At 55.2% G+C, this 25,627-nt stretch carries 24 protein-coding genes and 1 other annotated feature; of the genes, 21 read left to right on the forward strand and 3 right to left on the reverse strand.

Annotated features, from left to right (window positions below; genetic code table 11):
* Positions 1-87 precede the first annotated feature (87 nt).
* The 3 genes from PT964_RS10710 to PT964_RS10720 all read left to right on the forward strand — a co-directional run bounded on the left by PT964_RS10710 (position 88) and on the right by PT964_RS10720 (position 4,055).
* Positions 88-597, forward strand: coding sequence for a DivIVA domain-containing protein (locus PT964_RS10710; protein WP_274363340.1), 510 nt, complete (start codon positions 88-90; stop codon positions 595-597).
* A 56-nt stretch (positions 598-653) separates the two neighbouring features.
* Positions 654-917 (forward strand) — a binding site (T-box leader).
* 59 nt (positions 918-976) lie between these two features.
* Positions 977-3,736, forward strand: a complete 2,760-nt coding sequence (gene ileS / locus PT964_RS10715) for an isoleucine--tRNA ligase (RefSeq protein ID WP_274363341.1) — start codon at positions 977-979, stop codon at positions 3,734-3,736.
* Between the two features lie 13 nt (positions 3,737-3,749).
* Positions 3,750-4,055 (forward strand): DUF5665 domain-containing protein, encoded by a 306-nt coding sequence (locus PT964_RS10720; RefSeq protein WP_274363342.1) that lies wholly within the window; start codon positions 3,750-3,752, stop codon positions 4,053-4,055.
* On the opposite strand, the gene PT964_RS10725 is transcribed toward PT964_RS10720, so the two are convergent.
* Entirely contained in the window at positions 4,049-4,807 is a 759-nt protein-coding gene (locus PT964_RS10725) for a TraR/DksA C4-type zinc finger protein (protein WP_274363343.1), read from the reverse strand. The two genes, PT964_RS10720 and PT964_RS10725, sit on opposite strands and share 7 nt — an antisense overlap.
* Positions 4,808-4,971: 164 nt before the next feature.
* Between PT964_RS10725 and lspA the strand changes: the two genes are divergently transcribed.
* Genes lspA through PT964_RS10745 form a run of 4 tightly spaced genes read left to right on the forward strand, consistent with a single transcriptional unit; the run spans position 4,972 to position 8,307 of the window.
* Complete coding sequence (gene lspA, locus PT964_RS10730) at positions 4,972-5,469, forward strand: signal peptidase II (protein ID WP_274363344.1); 498 nt, start codon at positions 4,972-4,974, stop codon at positions 5,467-5,469.
* On the forward strand, positions 5,466-6,407 hold the full coding sequence (locus tag PT964_RS10735; RefSeq protein ID WP_274363345.1) for an RluA family pseudouridine synthase: 942 nt from the start codon (positions 5,466-5,468) through the stop codon (positions 6,405-6,407). Before lspA ends, PT964_RS10735 begins: the two co-directional genes overlap by 4 nt.
* 42 nt (positions 6,408-6,449) lie before the next feature.
* Positions 6,450-7,160, forward strand: a complete 711-nt coding sequence (gene dapD / locus PT964_RS10740; protein WP_274363346.1) for a 2,3,4,5-tetrahydropyridine-2,6-dicarboxylate N-acetyltransferase — start codon at positions 6,450-6,452, stop codon at positions 7,158-7,160.
* A gap of 19 nt (positions 7,161-7,179) precedes the next feature.
* On the forward strand, positions 7,180-8,307 hold the full coding sequence (locus PT964_RS10745; protein ID WP_274363347.1) for an N-acetyldiaminopimelate deacetylase: 1,128 nt from the start codon (positions 7,180-7,182) through the stop codon (positions 8,305-8,307).
* A 55-nt stretch (positions 8,308-8,362) separates the two neighbouring features.
* On the opposite strand, the gene PT964_RS10750 is transcribed toward PT964_RS10745, so the two are convergent.
* Positions 8,363-9,523 (reverse strand): aminotransferase A, encoded by a 1,161-nt coding sequence (locus tag PT964_RS10750; protein WP_274363348.1) that lies wholly within the window; start codon positions 9,521-9,523, stop codon positions 8,363-8,365.
* A gap of 286 nt (positions 9,524-9,809) precedes the next feature.
* On the opposite strand from PT964_RS10750, the gene pyrR reads away from it, so the two are divergent.
* The 9 genes from pyrR to hpf all read left to right on the forward strand — a co-directional run bounded on the left by pyrR (position 9,810) and on the right by hpf (position 19,794).
* Complete coding sequence (gene pyrR / locus PT964_RS10755; RefSeq protein ID WP_274363349.1) at positions 9,810-10,355, forward strand: bifunctional pyr operon transcriptional regulator/uracil phosphoribosyltransferase PyrR; 546 nt, start codon at positions 9,810-9,812, stop codon at positions 10,353-10,355.
* Positions 10,355-11,266 carry an aspartate carbamoyltransferase catalytic subunit gene (locus PT964_RS10760; protein ID WP_274363350.1) on the forward strand — a complete coding sequence of 304 codons (912 nt, stop codon included), beginning with the start codon at positions 10,355-10,357 and terminating at the stop codon, positions 11,264-11,266. The genes pyrR and PT964_RS10760 overlap by 1 nt, the downstream gene beginning before the upstream one ends.
* Positions 11,267-11,310: 44 nt before the next feature.
* Positions 11,311-12,627: a dihydroorotase gene (locus PT964_RS10765; protein ID WP_274363351.1), complete on the forward strand. Its 1,317-nt coding sequence runs from the start codon at positions 11,311-11,313 to the stop codon at positions 12,625-12,627.
* The gene (gene carA, locus PT964_RS10770; protein WP_274363352.1) at positions 12,617-13,744 is read left to right on the forward strand and encodes a glutamine-hydrolyzing carbamoyl-phosphate synthase small subunit; all 1,128 of its coding nucleotides are present in this window, start codon (positions 12,617-12,619) and stop codon (positions 13,742-13,744) included. Before PT964_RS10765 ends, carA begins: the two co-directional genes overlap by 11 nt.
* Positions 13,745-13,748: 4 nt before the next feature.
* Positions 13,749-17,018, forward strand: a complete 3,270-nt coding sequence (gene carB / locus PT964_RS10775) for a carbamoyl-phosphate synthase large subunit (protein ID WP_274363353.1) — start codon at positions 13,749-13,751, stop codon at positions 17,016-17,018.
* On the forward strand, positions 17,019-17,741 hold the full coding sequence (pyrF, locus tag PT964_RS10780) for an orotidine-5'-phosphate decarboxylase (protein ID WP_274363354.1): 723 nt from the start codon (positions 17,019-17,021) through the stop codon (positions 17,739-17,741).
* 22 nt (positions 17,742-17,763) lie between these two features.
* Positions 17,764-18,390 carry an orotate phosphoribosyltransferase gene (pyrE, locus tag PT964_RS10785; protein WP_274363355.1) on the forward strand — a complete coding sequence of 209 codons (627 nt, stop codon included), beginning with the start codon at positions 17,764-17,766 and terminating at the stop codon, positions 18,388-18,390.
* A 526-nt stretch (positions 18,391-18,916) separates the two neighbouring features.
* Positions 18,917-19,423, forward strand: coding sequence for a hemerythrin domain-containing protein (locus tag PT964_RS10790; RefSeq protein ID WP_274363356.1), 507 nt, complete (start codon positions 18,917-18,919; stop codon positions 19,421-19,423).
* 29 nt (positions 19,424-19,452) lie between these two features.
* Positions 19,453-19,794, forward strand: coding sequence for a ribosome hibernation-promoting factor, HPF/YfiA family (gene hpf / locus PT964_RS10795; RefSeq protein WP_274363357.1), 342 nt, complete (start codon positions 19,453-19,455; stop codon positions 19,792-19,794).
* Between the two features lie 283 nt (positions 19,795-20,077).
* On the opposite strand, the gene PT964_RS10800 is transcribed toward hpf, so the two are convergent.
* Positions 20,078-20,797 carry a Crp/Fnr family transcriptional regulator gene (locus PT964_RS10800; RefSeq protein ID WP_274363358.1) on the reverse strand — a complete coding sequence of 240 codons (720 nt, stop codon included), beginning with the start codon at positions 20,795-20,797 and terminating at the stop codon, positions 20,078-20,080.
* Positions 20,798-21,162: 365 nt separating this feature from the next.
* On the opposite strand from PT964_RS10800, the gene pflB reads away from it, so the two are divergent.
* The 5 genes from pflB to PT964_RS10825 all read left to right on the forward strand — a co-directional run bounded on the left by pflB (position 21,163) and on the right by PT964_RS10825 (position 25,605).
* The gene (pflB, locus tag PT964_RS10805) at positions 21,163-23,433 is read left to right on the forward strand and encodes a formate C-acetyltransferase (RefSeq protein ID WP_274363359.1); all 2,271 of its coding nucleotides are present in this window, start codon (positions 21,163-21,165) and stop codon (positions 23,431-23,433) included.
* 37 nt (positions 23,434-23,470) lie between these two features.
* Positions 23,471-24,211 carry a pyruvate formate-lyase-activating protein gene (gene pflA / locus PT964_RS10810; RefSeq protein WP_274363360.1) on the forward strand — a complete coding sequence of 247 codons (741 nt, stop codon included), beginning with the start codon at positions 23,471-23,473 and terminating at the stop codon, positions 24,209-24,211.
* Complete coding sequence (locus PT964_RS10815) at positions 24,196-24,723, forward strand: hemerythrin domain-containing protein (protein ID WP_274363361.1); 528 nt, start codon at positions 24,196-24,198, stop codon at positions 24,721-24,723. The genes pflA and PT964_RS10815 overlap by 16 nt, the downstream gene beginning before the upstream one ends.
* A 229-nt stretch (positions 24,724-24,952) precedes the next feature.
* Positions 24,953-25,120: a cytochrome c oxidase subunit 2A gene (locus tag PT964_RS10820; RefSeq protein ID WP_274363362.1), complete on the forward strand. Its 168-nt coding sequence runs from the start codon at positions 24,953-24,955 to the stop codon at positions 25,118-25,120.
* Positions 25,121-25,134: 14 nt separating this feature from the next.
* A complete protein-coding gene (locus PT964_RS10825; protein ID WP_274363363.1) occupies positions 25,135-25,605 on the forward strand; it encodes a cytochrome c oxidase subunit II in 471 nt (156 codons plus the stop codon).
* The last annotated feature ends 22 nt before the right edge of the window (positions 25,606-25,627 follow it).

The raw sequence follows: 25,627 nt of genomic DNA on the forward strand, positions 1-25,627 counted from the left end.
AGCAGGAAATCGGGCGGAACATGTCGAACTAGTTGTGCTAGCTAAGTTTATTCCTTTCGCTTTGGAAAGTATTCAGGAGGTGCACCTATGCCGTTAACGCCGCTCGATATTCATAACAAGGAATTCAGCAGACGACTTCGCGGTTACGACGAGGATGAGGTCAACGAATTTTTAGACCAGATCATTAAAGATTACGAGGCGCTCATTCGCGAAAATAAAGAGCTTCATTCCCAAGTTCAGTCGTTGTCCGAAAAGCTCGGACATTTCGCCAACATTGAGGAGACGCTCTCGAAGACGATCATCGTCGCCCAAGAGGCGGCCGACGAAGTGAAGTCGAACGCGAAGAAGGAAGCGCAGTTGATCATTAAGGAAGCGGAGAAGAACGCCGACCGCATCATCAACGAGTCGCTCGTGAAGTCCCGGAAGGTTGCGCTCGAGACCGAGGAGCTGAAGAAACAAGCTTCCATCTACCGCACAAGATTTAAGACGCTCATTGAAGCGCAGCTTGAGATGCTGAACCAAGACAGCTGGGATACGCTGGAGTCTTCTCCGGGACCTGCCCTTAGAGAAGTAAACGGGCTCGGCTTTCGGGAATAATCCGTTGCTTTTCCCGTAACGTTCTGATAACATAGTTATCAAATTTTTTTGTACGCCTGAAAGCGTTGAATGGAACGAGTACGCCGTACGTCGATCGCACAGAGAGCCGGGGAAAGGTGAGAGCCCGGTGCGCATCCAGCGGCCGAAAATCATCCATGAGCGCTCGCCCGAACGGCATATGCCCATTAGCGCGAGCCGGTTCATCCCGTTACCGATGTCTGAGTGATTCGCTTTTAACGCGGCTGCCTCCAGCAGGCACCTCGCTTTTTACAGCGGATCAGAAGGGTGGTACCACGAAACCGAAACTTTTCGTCCCTTGGGCGGAAAGTTTTTTTGCGTTTACAGGCATTAAGAAGAAACAATATAAGGAGTGGGAAAAATGGATTACGGCAAAACGCTCAATTTGCTGCAAACGGACTTTCCGATGAGGGGCAACCTGCCTCAGGCGGAGCCGAACATGCAGAAATCTTGGGAAGAGACGAACATCTACAAGCAAGTGGCCGAAAAAAGAAAAGGCAAGCCGAAGTTTGTGCTGCACGACGGCCCTCCTTACGCGAACGGGGACATTCATATCGGGCATGCGCTGAACAAGGTGCTCAAGGATTTCATCGTGCGCTTCAAATCGCTGCAAGGCTTCGATGCGCCGTACGTTCCGGGCTGGGATACGCACGGGCTGCCGATCGAGCAGGCGATCGCCAACAGCGGGCGAGCGGACCGCAAAAAGATGTCGACGCTCGAATTCCGCAAGCTGTGCGCCGAGTACGCGCTTGAGTGGGTCGAGAAGCAAAAATTGCAATTTAAACGGCTGGCGGTGCGCGGCGACTGGGATAATCCGTATATTACGCTGGAGCCGAAATACGAAGCGCAGCAAATTCGCCTGTTCGGGCGGATGGTGAGCAAAGGATATATCTATAAAGGATTAAAGCCGGTCTACTGGTCACCGTCGTCCGAAAGCGCCTTGGCGGAAGCCGAAATCGAATACCGCGAAAAAACGTCGCCTTCGATTTACGTCGCCTTCGACGTAAAAGACGGCAAAGGCAAGCTGCCGCAGGACGCGGCCGTCGTCATTTGGACGACGACGCCTTGGACGCTTCCGGCTAACCTCGGCATTTCCGTACATCCGGATTTCGATTACGTCATCGTGGAAGCGGGCGGCCGCAAGTTCGTGCTGGCGGAAGGGCTGCTCGAGAGCGTGGCGAAGGAGCTGGGCTGGGAAGAGCCGAAGGTGACGGGCACGCTGAAGGGCACTGAGCTTGAGTATGTCGTCTGCAAGCACCCGTTCTACGATCGCGATTCGCTGGTGATGGTCGGCGACCACGTAACGCTCGACGCCGGTACCGGCTGCGTCCATACGGCGCCGGGTCACGGCGAGGAGGATTTCGCGGTCGGACAGCGCTACAATATCGGCGTGCTCAGCCCGATCGACGATCAAGGGCATTTCACGTCGGAAGCGCCTGGCTTCGAAGGCTTGTTCTACGACAGCGCCAATAAAATCATTACCGAGAAGCTGAAGGAATCGGGGCATCTGCTCCACATGAGCTTTATCAAGCACCAATATGCGCACGATTGGCGTACGAAGAAGCCGGTTATTTACCGCGCGACGGAGCAATGGTTCGCTTCGATCGACGCGTTCCGCGAGACGATGCTGGATGAGATCAAGAAGGTGAAATGGACGCCGGAGTGGGGCGAGGTGCGCCTTCACAATATGATCGAAGGCCGCGGCGACTGGTGTATTTCCCGCCAGCGCGTATGGGGCGTGCCGATTCCGATTTTTTACTGCCGCCACTGCAACGAGCCGCTCGTGAACGACGCGACGATCGAGAAGGTTGCTTCCGTCTTTGAAGCGGAAGGCTCCAACGCATGGTTCAGCAAATCCGAAGCCGAGTTGCTTCCGGAAGGGACGGTGTGCGCCAAGTGCGGGCACGGCGAGTTCCGGAAGGAAACCGACATCATGGACGTATGGTTCGACTCCGGAAGCAGCCATATGGCTGTATTGGACGCGCGAGACGAACTGCATTTCCCGGCGGATTTGTATTTAGAAGGCTCCGACCAATACCGCGGCTGGTTCAACTCGTCGCTGATCACGTCGGTTGCCGTAAAGGGAGTTGCGCCGTACAAGTCGGTATTAAGTCACGGGTTTACGCTTGACGGCGAAGGCCGCAAAATGTCCAAATCGCTCGGCAATACCGTCGACCCGCTGAAAGTATGCGATACGCTCGGAGCGGATATCCTACGTTTGTGGGTATCGTCCGTCGATTACCAGCAGGACGTGCGGCTGTCGGATAACATTTTGCAGCAAACCGCGGAAGTGTACCGGAAAATCCGCAATACGATGCGTTTCTTCCTGGGGAACTTGTCCGGCTTCGATCCGTCCGCCGACCGCTTTGCACCTGAGCAGCTGACCGAGCTGGACCGCTTTGCGCTCATCCGGCTGGAGCGGCTGAAGCAGCGCGTGCTTCAAGCTTATGAGCGTTACGAATTCCACACGGTGTATCAAGCTGTGCACCACTTCTTGGCTGTGGAAATGAGCGCGTTCTATCTCGATATTATGAAGGACCGTTTATATGCCGATTCGCAAAACGATCCGCTTCGCAAGCAGACGCAATTTGTGATGTACCGGTCGCTGCTTACGATCACGCAGCTCATTTCTCCGATTTTGCCGCATACGGCGGACGAGGTATGGAGATACATCCCCGGCGTAGAAGAGCCGAGCGTACAACTGACGGTGTACTCGCCGGTAAATGAAAGCGTGTTTGACGAGGCGCTCGAGCGGAAGTGGGAAAAGCTGATCGACGTACGGGACGAGGTGCTTAAAGCGCTTGAGGCCGCGCGGAAGGATAAGCGCATCGGCAATTCGCTCAGCGCTCACGTGCATATTTATCCGAGCGCGGAAACCGGCGAATTGCTGAAGCAATTCGATAACCTGCACGCATTGTTTATTGTCTCCGCGGTGACGGTGCACGCGGCGCAAGAGACGGCGCCGGAAGGAGCGCTGCCGCTGAAAGGCTTGTCCGTAGCTGTGGAAACGGCGGAAGGCGGCAAATGCGAGCGCTGCTGGAACGTAACCCCGGAAGTAGGCACGAACGAGAAGCATCCCGCCTTGTGCAACCGCTGCGTCGAGGTGGTAGAAGCTCTATAGGAGGTTTGCTAAAGTGGCGACGGCCGAGAGCAGTATCGAAGAAAAGGTTGAACGTATCGCTGATCATCTGGAACGTGCGCAAATAGCGGAATACGTGCAATTGTTGAATTCTCCCCGTCGGCTTATTTTTACGAATGTTGTTTCCGGCATTTCCCGAGGCGTAGGCATTGCGATCGGCTTTACGATTTTTTCGGCTACGATCGTTTATGTACTGCGCCAGCTCGGCGCGCTGGATTTGCCGATTATCGGCCATTACATCGCCGAGCTGGTGGAGTCCGTGCAGATGCATATGGACGGAGGATACGGGGGCTTTTACTGATAGCTTTGACTTTGAGTCCCTAAATCCTCTTCGTCCACCGTCTCATCGGGCTCAAGCAAGCCGTAGCCTTCGCGGCCGGCCATATATTTCAAGTATTCGGTGTTTCTCATGAAGGTTACGTTATTGCCGTAAATGTCGGTAGCCAAAAAGCTCTCGATCGGCTCGACGTAACCTTCGTTTTCGTCAACCTCGATTTTCATTTCGTTATAATCGTCGATATCCCGGTTTTCGGACATGGCCGGCGAGTTGGAGTTGCCCCAGGCTTCAACGATTTGCCAAGCGTCTTCGCCGTCGAACATCGTACTGTCCAAATCGTCGGTATCCGACCGCATGGCGGGGCGCAGAAACTGTTCCTCCCGCGGGCGTCGGTAGGACAGCTCGTCGTCCGGGACGTGGCGCATGCAGTAATCGGCTGAAGGAAGCGCCTCAAGTCGTTCATAAGGAATCGGCTCGCCGCATTCGGCGCAAACGCCGTAGGTGCCCTTATCCATACGCGCAAGGGCGGCCTCCGCTTTTTCCAGCTGATGCTCCAGCACTTCCGTCAGGGCAAGGTCTTTTCCCCGCTCAAAGAGCTCGCTGCCGATATCGCCGGGATGATTGTCGTATAAGGAAAGCTCGCCCAGCTGAGCGCCCATCGGCTCATTCATGCCGAACTTTCCGCTTTCCCGCAAGTGCCCGCGCAATTCGTCGCGCTCTTTCAGCAGCGCCTGACGAAGCCGGGTAAGCTGGTTTTCGCTTAGTGTCGCTTGCATGGCATAAGCCCCTTTCTGCTCTATAGCGTATGGTTATGGTTTGCGGTCCGAGGACATTTTACATGAGGGAAATGATAGCGGAATTGGGGCGAACGTGGACGGTTTGGGGAATGCTATGGTACAATGACGCATGGAAAAGCGCCCGAATATAGGAGGCCTCATAGGTGAGATACTGGATTATGGCGCTGGCTGTGTTGATCTTGGATCAATGGACAAAGCGCTTGATTGTTGCAAACATGAATCTTGGTGACGTCATACCGGTCATCGGCGATTTCTTTACCATTACGTCTCACCGGAACCGGGGGGCGGCATGGGGAATTCTTCAGGGCCAGCGATTGTTTTTCATTATAATTACAATCGTAGTCGTAACCGGCATCATTTGGTATTTGCGCCGAACGATCAAGGACGGCCGAAAGCTGCTGCCGTTCGCGCTCTCGCTTCTGCTCGGAGGTGCCGTCGGCAACTTCATCGACCGGTTGCTGCACGGGGAAGTCGTCGATTTTCTTCACTTTTATTTCGATTTCACGAAAATCGGAATTCCGTTCACCTACGATTTCCCGATCTTTAACGTAGCGGATTGCGGCATCGTAGTAGGTATTATTCTTATTTTTGCGGATACGCTCTTGGCGGGACGACGGGAAAAAACGGAGGTAAGCGTATGACGGAGGAAGCTGACGATTTGGAATCCATATCGGTTTCGATCGACGAACCATCGGCTGGCGAGCGGATCGACAAGCTGCTTTTGGACTACGTTCCGGAGGACGTGTCGCGGTCGCAGCTGCAGGATTGGATTCGGGAGGCTAATGTGACTGTGAACGGCCGGGAAGTGAAGCCGAACTATAAGGTGGCCGCCGGCGATGAGATAACGATCGTCATCCCGGAGCCGGTTACGGCGGAAATCGATCCGGAGCCGATACCGCTTGACATCGTGTATGAGGACAGCGACTTGATCGTAATCAACAAGCCGCGGGGGATGGTTGTGCACCCGGCCGCCGGACATCCGAGCGGAACGCTCGTCAACGCGTTAATGTATCATTGTAAGGATTTGTCGGGCATAAACGGGGAGCTGAGGCCGGGCATCGTTCACCGGATCGACAAAGATACGTCCGGCTTGCTGATGGCGGCGAAGAACGATCTTGCTCATAACGGGCTGGCGGAGCAGCTCAAGGAGCATTCCGTGACGCGCAAATATTTGGCGGTCGTTCACGGCAATATCGAGCACGATCAAGGGACGATCGACGCTCCGATCGGCCGGGACCCGCATGACCGGAAGCTGTATACCGTTACCGACCGCAACGCCAAGCATGCGGTGACGCATTTCGTCGTGGCGGAGCGTTTTGCGGGTTATTCGCTGCTGGAGCTCATGCTCGAAACCGGACGCACGCACCAAATCCGCGTACATATGAAATATATCGGCCACCCGCTTGCGGGGGACCCGGTGTACGGGCGCGCCAAAGGGCGGACGATGCGCGTGCCGGGACAAGCATTGCACGCGGCGGTTTTAGGGTTTACGCATCCGCGCACCGGGCAGCGGCTCACCTTCGAAGCGCCAATGCCGGACGATATGAAGGAGCTGCTCGAGGAGCTGCGTTTGCAGTAACTCCAGACATATACCATTTTCAAATCGGAGGAGCAAAAGGTTATGAACGAGACGATGGAAATTATTAATTTTATCAAGAACAGCAAGAAGGTTACGCCGGTAAAGGTATATTACAAAGGCACGCTTGCGGCGGGCGAGCGCGGCGCATCCGTTAAGGTGTTCGATTTCGGCGCCGGCGGCGGCGTCATCTTCGGTTATCTTGACGAAGTGCAGCCCCTGCTTGACGCGAGCAAATCGACGATCGAATATTTCGAAATCGAAAACGACCGCCGCAATTCCGCCATTCCGTTGCTTGACATGAAGGGCGTGAACGCCCGCATCGAACCGGGCGCCGTCATCCGCGACAAAGTGACGATCGGCGACAACGCGGTCATCATGATGGGCGCCGTCATCAACATCGGCGTCGTAATCGGCGAAGGCACGATGATCGACATGAACGCGACGCTCGGCGGGCGCGTACAAGTCGGCAAAATGTGCCACGTCGGAGCGGGAGCGGTGCTTGCCGGCGTCATCGAGCCGCCGTCCGCGCAGCCGGTCGTCATTGAGGACGACGTCGTGATCGGCGCGAACGCCGTCATTCTCGAAGGCATCCGCGTCGGCAAGGGCGCCGTCGTTGCCGCCGGCGCCGTCGTTGTAGAAGACGTCGCTCCGTACACGGTCGTTGCCGGCGTGCCAGCACGCGTAATCAAGCAGGTGGACGAGAAGACGAAATCGAAGACGGAAATCATTCAAGAATTGCGCAACTTGAAATAAGCGAAGGAGCTGCTTAAGCATGGCCGCATCATCCGCCGTCTTCGTCGAGCTCCGGAGGAAGCTGCACCGCATTCCGGAGCCCGGCTTCCGGGAGTTTAAGACGCAAGCGCTCCTTCTGGATTATATAAGCTCCCTGCCGCAAGAGAGGCTGGAAGTGAGAACGTGGCGCACCGGCATTCTGGTGCGCGTGAAAGGCCTCGTCGGCGATCGAACGGTCGGCTATAGGGCCGACATGGATGCGCTCGCGATCGAGGAGGAGACCGGGTACGAGTTTCGCTCGGAGCATCCCGGCTTCATGCACGCCTGCGGGCACGATATGCATATGGCGATCGGTCTCGGCGTGCTGACGCAGCTGGCGAACGAGCCGATCGACGATCATGCGGTCGTTATTTTTCAGCCGGCGGAGGAAGGGCCCGGCGGCGCGCTGCCGATGATGGAGAGCGAGGAGTTCCGCGCGTGGCGGCCCGACCTGATCTTGGCGCTGCATATCGCGCCGGAATATCCGGTCGGAACGATCGCGACGCGCCCCGGAATTTTGTTCGCGAACACGTCGGAGCTGTTCATCGATCTGCAGGGAGTCGGGGGGCATGCGGCGTTCCCGCATCGGACGAACGATACGATCGTAGCCGCCGCCGCCTTGGTGATGCAGCTGCAGACGATCGTCTCGCGGAACGTGAACCCGCTCGATTCCGCGGTCGTTACGCTCGGCGTCATCCAAGGCGGCACGCGGCAAAACATTATCGCCGAGCGCGTTCGGCTGGAGGGAACGATCCGCACGCTTTCGGACGCGTCGATGAAGGCGGTCAAAGGCCGCATCGAAGCGCTGATCCGCGGCGTGGAAGCCGGTTACGGCGTTCAAGCGAAGCTCGATTACGGGTCGAACTATTACCAGGTATACAATCATGAGGAAACGACGCAGGACTTCATGAATTTTGTGCGGGGCCATCTGCCCGACGTAACGTTGGTGGAATGCACCGAAGCGATGACGGGCGAAGATTTCGGATATTTTCTTAAAGATATTCCGGGATTTATGTTTTGGCTCGGCGTCGATACGCCCTACGGTCTGCACCACGCCAAAATCGAGCCGAACGAAGGCGCAATCGACGTTGCGATTCGGACGGTTACCGCCTATTTAAAGGGCCGATGAAATAAAAAGCCTTTGATCCGATCTCGACGACGAGACGATCAAAGGCTTTATTCGTTTATTTCAGCGAAGCGGCGAACGTTTCCAGCCTCGCAAGCGCCTCTTTCAGCGTATCCATGGAGCAAGCGTAGGAGAGGCGGACGTACCCTTCGCCGAGCGCGGTAAAGGCGTTGCCCGGGACAACGGCTACTCGCTGTTCGTCCAACAAGCGGTATGCAAAAGACGTAGAATCGAGCCCGAACTTTCGTACCGAAGGGAACAAATAGAAAGCTCCGTCCGGCTTTACGACATCGATGCCGGCGGCGTTCAGCCTCTCCAGCGCGTAATCCCGGCGGCGGCGGTATTCGTCCCGCATCGGCTCTGCGTCGTCTCTGCCCGCCGTCAAGGCTTCGATCGCAGCGTACTGGCTGATCGAGCTCGCGCAGGTAACGTTGTATTGATGCACCTTCAGCATGTGCTGCGAAAGGTACGCCGGCGCAAACGCAAGCCCGATCCGCCAGCCGGTCATGGAATGCGATTTGGACAGCCCGTTCACGACGATCGTCCTTTCGCGCATCCCCGGCAGCGTGGCGATCGAAGCGTGCCCGCGGTCATACATGAGCTCGCTGTAAATTTCGTCGGAGATGACGAACAGTTGTTTTCGAGAAAGCAACGCCGCAAGTTCTGACAGCTCGTCCTCCGTTAACGCAACCCCGGTCGGGTTGGAAGGGGAGGCGAGGATGACACAGCGCGTTCGCTCCGTAAGCAGCGGTTCAAGCAGCTCCGCCGTCAGCTTAAAGCCGGTGGAAGTGACATCCGCATACACGGGGGTCGCGCCGCAAAGACGGATGAGCGGCTCGTACCCGGGGTATACGGGCGCCGGGAGAACGACCTCGCAGCCTGGCTCCAAAATCGTGCGCAGCGCCATATCGATGGCTTCGCTGGCGCCGACTGTCACGATTGCTTCATCGGCCGCCCGGTAGTCCAAACCGTATTTGGTTTTGATAAAACCGCATGCGGCTTCCCTAAGCTCCGGTAAACCGGCGTTTGGCGTATATACGGTTTTGCCGCTGTCGGCGGCTTGCTTCGCAGCCTCGATAATATGATCCGGCGTCGGAAAGTCGGGCTGGCCGATCGTGAGCGACAGGACGTCTTTATACTGCGCGACCCGGTTCGCCATCTGGCGAATGCCGGAAATCGCGATCGATCGGACGTTTCGGTTAATGAAATGCTCTAGCATGAATGGCGCACCTGCCTTATGTACATATTGTCCATCATAGCATATGTGTGCGGGCAAAGTTATGGTTGACTTGGCCGCAGCTTTCGTGTCATAATTTCAGTAATTGCATAGCACCTTTAAATTCAGTCCAGAGAGGCTGGCAAGGTGACCGGAATTGATGCGACGCAAGCATCCGCGCCGAACGAATGAATGTGTCCGATACGGAGACGGTTTGTTTGCAGGCAGCGGCCTGCCTCCGCGTACGCATCAAGCGACTCCTTGCCCATTCGGACAAGGAGTTTTTTCTATGGTCACAAAGACAACTTTATTGGACGAAACGGCAATCCGCAGAGCGCTCACACGAATTGCACACGAGATCTTGGAGAAAAACAAAGGGGTACAGGACTGCACCTTCGTAGGCATTCGTACCCGAGGCATTTTCCTCGCGCGGCGAATCGCCGAGAAAATTGCGGAAATCGAAGGCGAAACGGTTCCGCTCGGGGAAATCGACATTACGGGCTATCGGGACGACTTGGGCGGCGAGACCGTAAGGACGCGCACAAAGCCGGTTGACTCGTTACTTGTGTCAGGGCGCAAGGTCATCTTGTTCGACGACGTGCTTTATACGGGACGCACGGTCCGCGCCGCCATGGATGCGGTGATCGACGGCGGACGGCCGCAGTCGATTCAGCTGGCTGTCCTGATCGACCGGGGACACCGCGAGCTCCCGATTCGGGCCGACTATGTCGGCAAAAACATCCCTACCTCCAGACTCGAAAAAATCGAAGTGAGCCTGACGGAAGTCGACGGCAAGGACGAAGTAACGATTTCGGGGAAAAGGGGAGAGTCATAATGGCGGGGCTTCAAGTGAAACAATCGAGACATCTCATCGGACTCCGAGGAATGTCCCAAAGCGAAATCACCGGTATTTTGGACCGGGCGGCCTTCTGGGAATCGCATCCCGTTACGATCACGAATACGTTGAGCGGCTATTTTGTAGCGAACATGTTTTTCGAAAACAGCACCCGAACGCGGTTTTCCTTCGAAGTGGCGGAGAAACGGCTTGGAGCCGAGGTGCTGAATTTTTCGGCGGCGGCCTCCAGCGTGCAAAAGGGAGAGTCGATTTACGACACGGTCCGGACGCTTGAATCGATGGGCATTCACGCCGGCGTCGTTCGGATCAAAGCGGTCGGCGTCATGCAGGAGCTTGCCGAACGGGTGAAGGTGCCGATCATTAACGCCGGAGACGGAAACAACGAGCACCCGACACAGGCGCTTCTGGACCTGTACACGATGCGCAAGCATTTCGGCACGGTCGCCGGGCTGACGGTCTCGATCATCGGAGACGTGAAGCACTCCCGCGTCGCGCGTTCGAACCTGTGGGCGCTGCAAACGATGGGCGCCAACGTACAGTTTTGCGCGCCGGGCAATATGACCGCGCCGGACCTTGCCGAGCATGCCTCTTTCGTAACGATGGAAGAAGCGCTCAAAGCCGACGTCGTCATGATGCTGCGGGTACAGCTCGAACGGCACGAGGACGGGCTGTTCGGCTCCGCCGAGGAATACCGGGCGGCATACGGACTGACCGCGGAACGGGCGGCGCTGATGAAGCCGCATGCGATTATTATGCACCCGGCGCCGGTTAATCGGAACGTGGAGATCGACGACCGGCTGGTCGAATGCGGGAACTCCAAAATTTTCGAGCAAATGTCGAACGGCGTTCCGATTCGAATGGCGGTGCTTGAACGGGCTCTTTTAGGATAATTTTCGAGCAAAAATAGTTTTGAGAGAAACGGAGAGAAGCATCGATGGGCATATGGCTGATAAACGGGAAGATCGACGCCGGCGACGGAGAGCTACGGGAAGCGGCGGTATTGATCGAGAACGGTACGATTCGCAAAATTGCGGACCGCGCAGAAGCGGAACAAACGAACGGGCATACGGTCGTGGATGCGGAAGGAAGACTGATATCCTCCGGATTGATCGACGTGCACGTCCATCTGCGCGATCCGGGCTTTGAATATAAAGAAGATATTAAGACAGGAACGGAATCGGCCGCGCGCGGCGGATTTACGACGGTCGCCTGCATGCCCAATACGAGACCGGTGCTCGATCAAGCGGAAACGGTAAAATACGTCGTCGACAAGGCGGCGGAGGTCGGCAAGGTTAAAGTATTGCCGTACGGGTGCATATCGGTCGGCGAACTAGGCAGGGAGCTTACCGATTTTGAGGGGCTGAAGAACGCGGGAGCGTTCGCTTTCACCGACGACGGCGTCGGCGTGCAAACGGCGGCAATGATGAAGGAAGCGATGCGCAGGGCGGCGGCGCTCGGCATGCCGATCGTGGCGCACTGCGAGGATGACTCGCTCGTTAAGGGAGCATCCGTGACGGAAGGCGAATTTGCCCGCAGGCACGGCTTGAAAGGCATTCCGAACGAATCCGAGGCGATTCACGTCGGACGCGACATCCTGTTGGCCGAAGCGACAGGCGTTCATTATCACGTATGTCACGTATCTACGGAGCAGTCGGTGCGCTTGATCCGACTCGGCAAGGCTTCAGGCGTGAACGTCACTGCAGAGGTATGTCCGCATCATCTGCTGCTGAGCGACGAGGACATTCCGGATTCCATGGACGCCAATTGGAAAATGAACCCGCCGCTGCGCACACCGAGAGACGTAGAAGCGATGATTGCGGCGGTGGAGGACGGAACGATCGACATCATCGTCACGGACCATGCCCCGCACAGCGAGGAAGAGAAAGCCCGCGGAATGGACCGCGCTCCGTTCGGCATCGTCGGATTGGAGACGGCGTTCCCGCTGCTGTATACGAAATTTGTGGCGACAGGCCGATGGACGCTCTCGTTCCTTCTTGAGAAAATGTCCAAAAAACCGGCCGAACTGTTCGGCTTACAGGAAGGGCGTCTGGAAGAAGGGGCGCCGGCCGACATTACGATTATCGATTTGAATGAAGAACGCTCGGTGGACCCTGCGGCATTCGCAAGTAAGAGCCGCAACACGCCGTTCGGAGGATGGAAGCTGAAAGGCTGGCCGGTGCTTACGATGGTGAACGGAAGCATCGTATGGTCGGAACTAAAGACAGGGGGGAGCGGCAACCATGCAGGCTAAGCTATTGTTGGAAGACGGAACGCTGTTTACGGGAGAATCGTTCGGCGCGGAAGGGCGTCAAGTTGGCGAGGTCGTTTTTAATACGGGCATTACAGGCTACCAAGAGGTGCTGAGCGATCCGTCCTACTGCGGCCAAATCGTGACGATGACATATCCGCTGATCGGCAATTACGGCATCACTCGAGACGATTTCGAAGCGGTACGCCCGTTCGTGCACGGGTTTGTCGTCAGACGGCATGAAGAAGTGCCCAGTAACTGGAGGGCTCAATACAGCCTCGGAACGCTGCTGAAAGAATACGGCATCGTCGGAATCAGCGGCATCGATACTAGAATGCTGACTCGTAAAATCCGCAGCGCCGGAACGATGAAAGGCATCCTTGCAGCCGGCGACGTATCCGAGGAAGAGCTTCGCTCGGCGCTCGGTTCGGAGGAGCTGCTGCGCGATCAGGTGGAGCGCGTTTCCACGAAGAGCGTTTACAGCTCGCCGGGAACAAGAGAAAGAATCGTGCTCGTAGACTTCGGCTCCAAGAGCGGGATTCTCCGCGATTTGACCACACGCGGCTGCGATGTCGTCGTCGTACCGCACGATACGACAGCGGAACAAATTTTGCGGCTGAGACCGGACGGCGTGCTGCTTTCCAACGGCCCTGGGGACCCGAAAGACGTGCCGCATGCGGTACAGATGATCCGCGAGCTGCTCGGCGTGCTGCCGATCTTCGGCATTTGCCTCGGGCACCAGCTGTTCGCGCTGGCGAGCGGAGCGGATACGGTGAAGCTGAAGTTCGGCCACCGCGGCGGAAACCATCCGGTAAAGGATCTTGCATCCGGCCGCTGCTACATTACTTCGCAAAACCACGGCTACACCGTTGACGAACAATCCGTTGCGGGCACGGGCTTGATTGTGACGCACATCAACAACAACGATCGGACGATCGAAGGTCTTCGCCATGAGAAGCATCCTGCATTCTCTGTACAGTACCACCCGGAAGCGTCTCCGGGACCGTTCGATTCCAGCTACTTGTTTGACGACTTCTTGACAATGGTGCGAGAATTCCATTCGGACAATCCGAAAATGGCGCGCCAAACCGAAATGCAGCTTTCATCACGGGGGGTGTGACGGCATGCCGAAAAATACGAAATTAAAGAAAATATTAGTGATCGGCTCCGGTCCGATCGTGATCGGACAGGCGGCGGAATTCGATTACGCCGGCACGCAGGCTTGCCAAGCTTTGAAAGAAGAAGGCTACGAGGTAGTGCTCATTAACAGCAACCCGGCTACGATCATGACCGATACGAACATGGCGGACAAAGTGTATATCGAGCCGATTACGCTCGATTTCGTTTCGCAAATTATTCGCAAAGAGCGGCCTGACGGCTTGCTGCCGACGCTTGGCGGCCAAACCGGCTTAAACATGGCGGTAGAGCTTGCTAAGAGCGGCATTCTGGATAAAGAAGGCGTGCAGCTGCTCGGAACGCAGCTCACAGCGATTGAAAAAGCCGAAGACCGCGACCTGTTTCGCGATTTGATGCGTGAGCTGGAGCAGCCCGTACCGGCAAGCGTCATTGTAACGACGGTGCCGCAGGCGCTCGATTTCGCCCGCGAAATCGGCTTCCCGATCATCGTTCGCCCGGCTTACACGCTCGGCGGAACCGGCGGCGGGATCGCCCAAACGGAAGAAGAGCTTGCCGAAATCGTCGCTTCCGGCATTCGTTACTCCCCGATCGGACAGTGCTTGGTGGAACGCAGCATTGCCGGCATGAAGGAAGTCGAGTACGAGGTCATGCGCGATGCGAACGATAACTGCATCGTCGTGTGCAACATGGAAAACTTCGACCCGGTGGGCGTTCATACGGGCGACAGTATCGTTGTGGCGCCGAGCCAAACGCTCTCCGACCGCGAATACCAAATGCTCCGCGCGGCCTCTTTGAAGATCATTCGCGCGCTCAATATCGAAGGCGGATGCAACGTGCAGTTCGCGCTCGATCCGCACTCGTATCAATACTACGTCATCGAAGTGAACCCGCGCGTAAGCCGATCCTCCGCGCTGGCTTCCAAGGCGACCGGATATCCGATCGCAAAGATGGCCGCCAAAATTGCGGTAGGCTACACGCTTGACGAGCTGGTTAACCCGGTAACAGGCCAAACCTACGCATGCTTCGAGCCGACGCTCGATTACATCGTATCGAAAATTCCGCGCTGGCCGTTCGACAAATTCGTCAGCGCGAACCGGAAGCTCGGCACCCAAATGAAAGCGACCGGCGAAGTGATGGCGATCGGCCGTACGTTCGAGGAATCGATCCACAAGGCGGTACGCTCGCTCGAAATCGGCGTGCACCGGCTGTACTTGAAGGATGCTGCGTCGCTTGACGACGAGACGTTGACCGCGCGGCTTAAGAAGCCGGACGACGAACGGCTGTTCTTGATCGCAGAAGCGTTCCGCCGCGGTTGGGACCTGCTCGATTTGCAGGACATGACGAAGGTGGACTGGTGGTTCCTGCGCGGCATCGAAAACATTGTAGCTTTCGAGAACCGCTTGAGAGTCGAGAAACTGACGCCGGAGCTAATGCAGGAAGCGAAGCGCAAAGGCTTTACCGACCGGGCGATCGCCGAGCTTCGCAAAGATGGCGAGTTTACCGATTATGTAGCGGAATCCGATGTGCGCGAGCTGCGCAAGAGCTTAGGTCTCATTCCGGTCTACAAAATGGTTGACACTTGCGCGGCGGAATTCGAAGCATCGACCCCATACTACTACTCGACCTATGAGCAGGAGAATGAGGTTACGGAAAGCTCCAAACCGAAGGTTGTCGTGCTTGGCTCGGGTCCGATTCGGATCGGCCAAGGCATCGAGTTCGATTACTCCACGGTGCACGCGGTATGGGCGATCCAAGACGCAGGATATGAAGCGGTTATTATCAACAACAACCCGGAGACGGTTTCGACGGACTTTAACACATCCGACCGGTTATATTTCGAGCCGCTCTTCTTCGAAGACGTCATGAACGTGATCGAGCAGGAAAAGCCGATCGGTGTCATCGTTCAATTCGGCGGCCAAACGGCGATTAACTTGGCGGGACGGCTTACTCAAGCGGGCGTGCGAATTCTCGGCTCCGATCTGGAATCGATCGACACGGCGGAGGACCGCAAAAAATTCGAAGCGCTGCTTCGCTCCCTCGATATCGCACAGCCTCCGGGAAGCACCGTCATATCGGTGGATGAAGCGGTCGGTACGGCGTCGAAGCTCGGGTATCCGGTGCTTGTCCGTCCGTCTTACGTACTCGGCGGACGCGCGATGGAGATCGTATACTCGGATGAAGAGCTGCTTAACTACATGGAAAAAGCGGTGAAGATCAATCCGGAGCATCCGGTTCTCATCGACCGCTACATGCTCGGCAAGGAAGTGGAAGTCGACGCGATTTCCGACGGCGAAACGGTGCTGATTCCGGGCATCATGGAGCATATCGAACGCGCGGGCGTTCACTCCGGCGATTCGATTGCGGTATATCCGCCGCAAACGTTGTCGGCCGAAATGAGAGCTCAAATCGTCGAAATTACGACGAACATCGCCAAAGCGCTTAACGTAGTCGGACTTGTAAACATCCAGTTCGTCATTTACCGCGGCCAAATATATGTGATTGAGGTCAATCCGCGCTCGTCGCGTACGGTTCCTTTCTTGAGCAAAGTAACCGGCGTGCCGATGGCGAACGTCGCTACAAAGGTAATCCTCGGTTCGAAGCTTGCCGATCTGGGGTATTCCTCCGGACTGTGGCCTGAGGACGAATATGTATCGGTGAAGGTGCCGGTGTTCTCGTTCGCGAAGCTGCGCCGCGTAGATACGACGCTTGGACCGGAAATGAAATCGACGGGCGAAGTGATGGGCCGAGACCATTCATTCGCAAAAGCGCTGTACAAAGGACTTATCGGCTCCGGCATGAAAATCCCGATGTCCGGCAACATCATCGCGACGATCGCCGATAAGGATAAAGAAGAAGCGATCGATATATTCCGCGGCTTTATCGAGCTGGGTTACCGGCTAGTCGCAACGGGCGGCACGGAAAAAGCGCTGTCCGAGGCCGGTTTGCCGGTGGAGCATGTGCACAAGCTGAGCGAAGGAAGTCCGAATATTTTGGACTTGATCCGCACGGGCGAAGCGCAGTTCGTAGTCAATACGTTGACCAAAGGCAAAGAGCCGGAGCGGGACGGCTTCCGCATTCGCCGCGAAGCGGTCGAGAACGGCGTCGTTTGTATGACGTCGCTTGATACGGTGCGTGCGCTCTTGTCCATGCTTCAAGCCATCCAATTTTCCTCGAGTGCGATGCCCGGCTTCGTAGGCTCCGAGAAATTGAGAACCGGTGGGCGCAACCGCCGGGTTTTGCTGGAGACGGTGAAATAAATGGCGGATCGCAATGCAATAGCCGAGCGCATCATGGTGGCGCTGGACGTGCCTGAAGGAGATGCCGCGCTGGAGCTGGCGCGGCGCTTCGAAGGCATACCGTGCTGGATGAAGATCGGGATGGAGCTGTATTACGCGGCTGGACCTTCGGTTGTTCGCGAAATCAAAGCGTTGGGGCATCGCGTCTTTCTTGACTTGAAGCTGCACGATATCCCGAACACGGTGCGCGGTGCGTCCAGATCCGTTACGCGGTTGGGCGTCGATATGTTTAACGTACATGCGGCAGGAGGAACCGCCATGATGAAGGCGGCCGTTGAAGGGGCGCTTGAAGCGGCGGGCGAAAGAGGGGCGATGCCGATCATTATCGGCGTTACTCAACTGACGTCGACGGATGAGCGCATGCTTAACGAAGAAATCGGCATACCGGGATCCGTGGACGAAACCGTTGTAAGGTACTCCCGGCTAGTTCAATCGGCAGGCTTGCAAGGCGTCGTTGCGTCCGCCCGCGAATCGGCCGCTATCAAATCGGCTTGCGGCAGCGGCTTCGTCACCGTAACGCCCGGGATCCGGCCGGCCGGAGCGGACGTCGGCGACCAGGCACGGGTCGTTACCCCTAAAGCCGCAATCGAAGGCGGCTCCGATTTGTTAGTGATCGGCCGTCCGATCACCGGAGCGGCTGACCCGAGGGCGGCGCTGCTGCGAATTGTCGACGAATTTGAATAAAACCATAAAAGGGGGAACCGTCTTGCTCGAACAACAAATTGCCGAGGCGCTGCTTTCCATCGGCGCAGTCAGCCTACGTCCGAACGAACCGTTTACGTGGACGAGCGGGTTAAAGTCTCCGATCTACTGCGATAATCGTCTGACATTATCATACCCGGAAATCCGCGAACAGATTGCGGAAGGCTTCGCTTCGATCATTCGGGAGCAATTTCCGAATGCGCAGGTCATTGCCGGCACGGCCACGGCGGGAATTCCGCATGCCGCTTGGGTGGCGCAAAAACTCAATCTACCGATGATATACGTTCGCGATAAGGCGAAAGGCCACGGGAAACAAAATCTGATCGAAGGCGAATTGAAGCCGGGCAGCCGGACGATCGTCATCGAGGATCTCATTTCGACCGGCGGCAGCTCCTTGAAAGCGGCACAAGCCGTAAACGAGGCGGGGGGCGAAGCGCTAGCGGTGCTTGCAATCTTCTCCTACCAATTCGAGAAGGCGGCATCGGCATTCCGAACAAGCGGAATACCTCTCTTAACGTTGTCCAACTATACGGCACTTCTGGAAGCGGCCGTTCGTACACAGCGCATTCGGCAAGCGGATATCGAATCGCTGCAATCGTGGCGCCTGCAGCCGGAAGCCTACGGTAAATAACATATTTCGTGAGCAACGCCCGCCTCCAAGCGGGTGTTTTTCTTTTTATCCACCGAAAAATGGAAATTGACGAAAAAATAGGTATACAGTTGGACGAACAAAAATAAAATTTAGTAACTAATCGTATGCGCAGGGTTTCCTCTGGAAAGGAGGGAACGTGATGAACTTTTCTTTCGATCAACTGATTATGGCAGGAATGTTCTTGTTGGCGCTGCTTACCTATATAAACAAAAAGTAACCTCTCACCGCTCAAAGTAAGCAGGTTACTCTTTCCATCACGAGAAGAACCCCTCGCATGATTAGTTGGGAGCTGGCTGCATCCGGCTCCCTTTACTATGATTACGTCATCATACGGCAAATATGCTTGTCTATTCAACAAAAAACAATTGCCGCTTTTTCGTTAAAACGGAAGTCCGCCAAAGCGGCCGCCTATGTGATTTTCTTCACATTAATCCGATAGCGTTCATGGTACATTTGAATTGTAAGAAAGAACCAACGCCGGGCAGGCGAGGGAGGCGCATCCCACATGATGACGGAACAACAATATTTGATTCATGCAGCCGAACGTTTTAAGAAGGAGCATATGGAGCTGTTAGCGTTGCTGTACCGGATCCAATTGCTTGCGACACAAGCGGCCGGTGATACGCAGTCGGAAACCGCAATCCTGTTACTTAAGGAAGCCAAGTTCGCGGTTCAAGATTTTCTGAAAAAGCTCAAAGAGCACGCGGAATGGGAAGAAGAAGCTTGGTATCCGCTGCTGCTGCGCTACAGCGAAGAGCACCTGGTACCGCATGCGGCGGAGATGCTGGATACGGTGGAAGAGGACCATTATCTCGCCAAAATGTTCGCGAAAACGTTCATCGCCAAGCTGGATCGCATCACGGATCAGTACCAAGCGGAAGAGGTGCAAAATGCGGCGATGGCCTTAAATCAAACTTGTATCTTGTTGTGGGAGCATTTTGCAAGGGAAGAAGAGCTGATGGAACCGATTGCGGAGGACCCTCGGCTTGAGCATGAACTGTTGATTCATTAAAAGCTGTAAGAGTGGAGGAGGACATTTCCATGAAATTGCACATTCGCGGCAAAGGACTTACGATTACTCCTGCTCTTTCGCAATATATCGAACGAAAAATCGGTCATCTTGCAACTTGGTTTCCGTCCGAGCTTCGCGAAACGGGGGAAGCCAAGGCGCTGCTTTCGCTTGAAGGGCGAGAGCGCCTGCACAAAGCCGAGATTGTACTGGCGATCGGCGGCATGACGGCCCGAGGCGAGCTGGAGACGAAAGATATGTACGGCTCGATCGACGGCGTTGCCGAGAAGCTGGAACGCCAGATTAGAAGGCACAAGACGAAACTGGGTCGGGCACGCTGCACCGGCAGGCAAAGAAAGGCGGCAGCGCTGTAAACCTCTTATTTCTTTCTAACGGACATGGATGCAGTTATTCAGCGTTAAGAATAGAGTTTGCAATTGTAACGGACACCACTGCAGTTATTGCTTCGAAAAAGCAGAGATAAGCGCCAAAAATCGGGGTTTAGCGTCTGTGGTGTCCGTTAACCGTATGAAGGTGGGCAAAATGGCATTATAGCGTCCGTGGTGTCCGTTAGCGTCGCAGGGGTTGTACAGAACGAAAAAAAGGGTGCCCATAAAAGTCATCTACCGTGACTTTTAAGGCAGCCCCAATTTTATCTTATATGCGGCAAATGTCGGGAGGGCAATTCTCACAGTGGCAAATGTCTTTCAAGTAATTGATGTCTTTTACGATGATATAGCCGCTTTCGTTAATAATGACGTTTGCGTTTTTCATGTCGCCGAGCATCCGGTTTACACTTTCCCGGGTCGCGCCGATCATGTCGGCCAGCTCGGTGTTGGTTAGCTTTCTTGTGATCAACGTCCCCTGTTCGTGAGGGGTGCCGTACGTATTAAAAAGACGGATCAACAGGGAGCAAAGAGCGCCCAGCTTTCCAAACATCATAAGGTCGCGGAATTTCGTTTGGGTCATGCAATGGATAAGTCCCATCCATTTCATAAACTCAACGGCCAGGTCGCCGTTCTGCCAAAGCAGCGCTTCCAAGTCTTTTTTCTGAATAATCCCGATCGTGCCCGGTTCCACCACTTCTGCGTTAAAGCCTTGGGAGGAGTCCTGATACGGGTCCACCTGCCCGAATAAATCCCCGTCCTGGTACATGTACAGTATGAACTGGCGGCCTTCATCGGATGTTTTCGTTATTTTAACGCGGCCGCTGATTATATAAAACAGTTTGTCCGCTTTATCGCCTTCCCAAAACAATTGGGAGCCGGGCTCTGCTTTCGTTTCATACATGATGCCCCGAAGCTTCGCAAAGCTTTCTTCCGTGAAGCACGACGTATTCCGTACGTTCCGCTCTTGGGCTTCGAACCGTTTGACCATATGTAAAAACCTCCCTTGATCCTTACCACTCATCATAATTCATCCTCTGCCGTCTACCTGTGATAATTATTACAAGTAAGAAGTGCATTCACCCGGTAAAGAAGCATCCTGTGACTTACTTCATAGTTGGCGCGGCTGAAACGAGGTGTAATGAATGTAAATCTTATCGCGAGGAAGGTGCGTCGGATATGGACCGGCATTATTTTGGCAGCCGTTCCGGCAGTCGGCGGCGGCGTAAAGCCATTAACGATATAGTGAACGATGATAGAGAACAACATATTATGTGATAAATTTCACAGGTTAAACGGGTAGGCTTTGTTACAATGATTTAAGAAACAAAGCACTTCCCTAGGAGGAGAGAATCGATGGCAATCGCGGAACGAGATGTTAAGGCTGCCGATTACGGAAGCGGAGCTTGGAGAAAGTTTAAGTCCGGTAAATGGCAGAGCGAAATCAACGTGAAGGATTTTATCGACCGTAACTTGACCCCTTACGAGGGCGACGAAAGCTTCCTTGCAGGACCGACGGCGGCGACATCGGAGCTTTGGCGGAAATTGAGCGAGCTGTTGAAGGAAGAGCGCGCAAGGGGCGGTGTGTTGGATGTCGATGTGAACACCGTATCCACCATTACCTCGCACGCTCCCGGATATATAGAGAAATCTCTTGAAAAAGTGGTCGGCGTTCAAACGGATGAGCCGCTGCGCAGATCCATACAGCCGTTCGGCGGCATTCGGATGGCTATCGATGCCGCTAAGGCATACGGTTATGAGCTGCCGGAGGAAATGATCCGCCTGTTCACGGACATTCGGAAAACACATAACCAAGGCGTATTCGATGCTTATACGACGGAGATGAGGACGGCGCGCAAAGCCGGAATCGTAACGGGTTTGCCGGACGCCTACGGCCGGGGACGCATTATCGGCGACTACCGGCGCGTAGCGCTGTACGGCGTTGACCGGCTCATTGCGGATAAGAAAAAAGATCTTCATGAGCTGGAGCTTGACGCCATGTCGGAGGACGTCATACGCACACGGGAGGAGCTGTCCGAGCAAATTCGCGCACTGGATGAACTGAAGCGAATGGCTGCTTCTTACGGCTATGACATCTCTATGCCGGCCTATCATGCGCAGGAAGCGATCCAGTGGCTTTACTTCGGATATTTGGCGGCGATTAAAGAACAAAACGGCGCCGCAATGAGCCTCGGCCGCGTATCCTCCTTCCTCGACATCTATATGGAGCGGGATATGCGGGAAGGAAAGCTGACGGAAGAGGAAGCGCAGGAGCTTATGGATCATTTTGTCATGAAGCTGCGCATTGTAAAGTTTCTGCGTACGCCGGATTATAACGAGCTGTTCAGCGGCGACCCGACCTGGGTGACGGAAAGCGTCGGCGGCATGGCGAGCGACGGCACGACACGCGTGACGAAAAACTGCTTCCGGGTTCTTCATACGTTATATAACCTGGGACCTGCGCCGGAGCCGAACTTGACGGTGTTGTGGTCGAATGAGCTGCCGGAAGCGTTCAAAAAATACTGCTCCAAAGTATCGATCGAAACAAGCTCGATCCAGTACGAGAACGACGATCTGATGCGTCCGATTTACGGCGACGATTACGGCATCGCATGCTGCGTATCCGCCATGAGAATCGGCAAGCAAATGCAATTTTTCGGCGCGAGAGCGAACCTTGCGAAGGCGCTGTTGTATGCGATCAACGGCGGCGTTGACGAGAAGCTCGGCATCCAGGTCGGACCGCAAACCGTTCCGATCGCAGGCGGCACGCTCGACTATGACGAAGTGGTCAAGCGTTACGATGTCGTTCTGGAGTGGCTGGCGAAGCTGTATGTGAATACGCTCAATGTCATCCACTATATGCACGACAAGTACAGCTACGAGAGAGTGGAAATGGCGCTGCACGATCGTGAAATCGTCCGCACCATGGCATGCGGCATCGCCGGTTTGTCGGTAGCGGCGGATTCGCTGAGCGCTATTAAATACGCCAAGGTTCGCCCGATTCGCAACGAGAAGGGCATTGCGGTCGACTTCGAAATTGAAGGCGAATATCCGCAATACGGCAACAACGACGACCGGGTCGATTCGATTGCCGTCAAGCTGGTGGAAGGCTTTATGAAGAAGCTGAAAAAGCACCGCACTTATCGCGATGCGATTCATACCCAATCGGTGCTGACGATTACGTCGAACGTCGTCTACGGGAAGAAAACCGGCTCCACTCCGGACGGCCGCAAGGCGGGCGAGCCGTTCGCTCCGGGAGCGAACCCGATGCACGGCCGCGACCGCAAAGGCGCTCTGGCATCCCTAGCTTCAGTGGCGAAGCTGCCGTATGAGCAGTCGCTGGACGGCATCTCCAATACGTTCTCAATCGTGCCGAAGGCGCTCGGGCGGGAGCCGGAGGACCGGATAAGAAACCTTGCGGCCATGCTTGACGGCTACATGCACTCCGGCGGGCATCACTTGAACGTCAACGTGTTCGACCGCCAGCAGCTGCTCGACGCTATGGAGCATCCGGAGCAATATCCGCAGCTGACGATTCGCGTTTCGGGCTACGCCGTCAACTTCATTAAGCTGACAAGGGAACAACAGCTTGACGTCATTCGCCGCACCTTCCACGGAAACATGTAACAAAGTACAAAGGAATTTTTCAAGGAGCGCGGTCATCATGAAAGGACGATTTCACTCCATAGAAACTTTCGGCACCGTAGACGGACCAGGAATCCGCTTCGTCTTATTCATGCAGGGCTGCGCTCTGCAATGCCAATATTGCCACAACCCGGATACTTGGGATACGCAAGGCGCAGGCCGGATGGCAACGGTAGACGAAATCGTAGCGAAAATCGAGCCGTATATTCCTTATTACAAAAGCTCCGGAGGCGGGTTGACCGTCTCCGGCGGCGAACCGACGCTGCAAGCGCCGTTCGTCGCTCGGCTGTTCGCCGAGGTCAAACGCCGGTTCGGGCTCCATACGGCGCTGGATACCTCCGGCTTCTGCGATCCCGAGCATGCGAAAGAGCTGTTGAACGTTACCGATTTGGTGCTCCTCGATCTGAAAATGATGGATCGGGAGAAGCACATCTCGCTTACCGGCCAACCGAACGATCGAATTGTTGCATTCGCGAAGCATCTTCAAACCGCCGGCAAGCCGGCCTGGGTTCGCCGCGTCATTGTTCCGGGATTGACGGACGGGGAGGAGGAGCTTAGAAAATTAGGCGCGTTTCTGGCTGAGCTGGACAATGTGAAGAAGGTCGAGCTTCTGCCGTATCATTGTTACGGCGTTCCCAAATGGAAGCAGCTAGGCAGGCTGTACCCGCTGGACGGTGTTCCGGAAGCGGCGGAGGACGATATGAAACGGGCGGAAGCGCTCGTAGAGGAAGGAAGGAAGCTGCGATGGCAACCGATATGAATCGAACGATGTACGATGAGTCGGCGCACCCGACGGAGCTGGCTTACGCGCTTGAACGTGTGAGGGAAGAGCATGCGGAATTGCGGGCGAAGGTAGCCGAATTGGAGACGGCTATAAAAATTTTCCAAACCGCTTGGAGCGTCGCGCTGGCAACAAAGATCGTTGCGATGGCGGAAACGTTCTCCAAGCAGTGCGAGGCGCATGCGCGGTGGGAGGATACGGAATTGATGCCGTTCCTATCGGTTTATTATTTGGATCACGGGGGACCGGAAATTTCAACCTCGGTATGGATGATGGAGAAGGATCACGAGCTGGCGTATGAGTTTTTGCGTTCGTTCCTGCAGCGCGCAAAGGAAATTCCGAACCGACAGGATCGGCAGCTGTGGAAATCCGCAATACTTCAGCTATCTCAGGCTTGTTACATTTATAAAGAGCATTTTGAGCTGGAGGAGCAAGTTATTTTTTCATCCGCTTTTAAAATGTTAGACGAAATCGACTATTTATTTTCATAAACGTGAAAATTTTCACATAATTTGGCCGCCTGGGTGTTTTTGCCAAGGCCGCACTCTTCCGGCACAGTCCTCGGACATAACGTCCGGGGATTTTTTGCGTCCACATATGACAAATCCATGAAACCCATGATCAGCCAACCGATGTTTGTGACATTTCTCACAGTGCACAAGCCCCGTGAGCGGTTAATCTGATTCATGAAGTCACTAAACTGAAGCGGGTGAACGGACAATGCAAGCAAAAAAGGAGAAGGGCCGCATCAAAGCGCAATCGCAGCCGGCAACTCAAGATAATAAAGAGCAATCGCTGCGAGGGGCATTCGCCTCGGTCATGCTGCTCGGAGGTTTTTTGATCATAACGTGGCTTGGCGTATTATTACTCTTTTTAGCGAGAAATTAGGGGGCTGACGGGGCATGCATATTCATCGATTGGAAAAGATTTGGCTTATACTCGGTTTTTCGATGCTGGTCGTTTTTTTAGGCGTGTTAGGAATCGGGGCATATGTCATGGGCATGGAGCCGCCGACTTCCTATCATCATTCGATCGATCCTCAGAAGGTCAGGGAGACGCCGCCGTTCGACAATCCCGTTCTTGTGAAGGTCGGCGACAATAAATACGAGGCGAATATGATCGCTTATGCCTTCGGGTATACTCCGGCCAAGATGGAGGTTCCCGCGGGGGCGACGATTCATTTTAACGTTACGAGCCCCGACGTCGTGCACGGCTTCGAAATTCCGCGTACGAACGTCAATTTTATGGTCATTCCCGGCGAAGTGAATACGGTATCGTACACGTTCGACAAGCCCGGCGAATATTTGGTGCTTTGCAACGAATATTGCGGAATCGGCCACGAATATATGTTTACGACGATCGTCGTGAAATAGCAAGGGGGAGGGATGCCATATG

This window comes from Paenibacillus thermotolerans (genome assembly GCF_028745515.1).
In the GTDB taxonomy this organism is placed as follows: Bacteria; Bacillota; Bacilli; order Paenibacillales; family YIM-B00363; genus Paenibacillus_AE; species Paenibacillus_AE thermotolerans.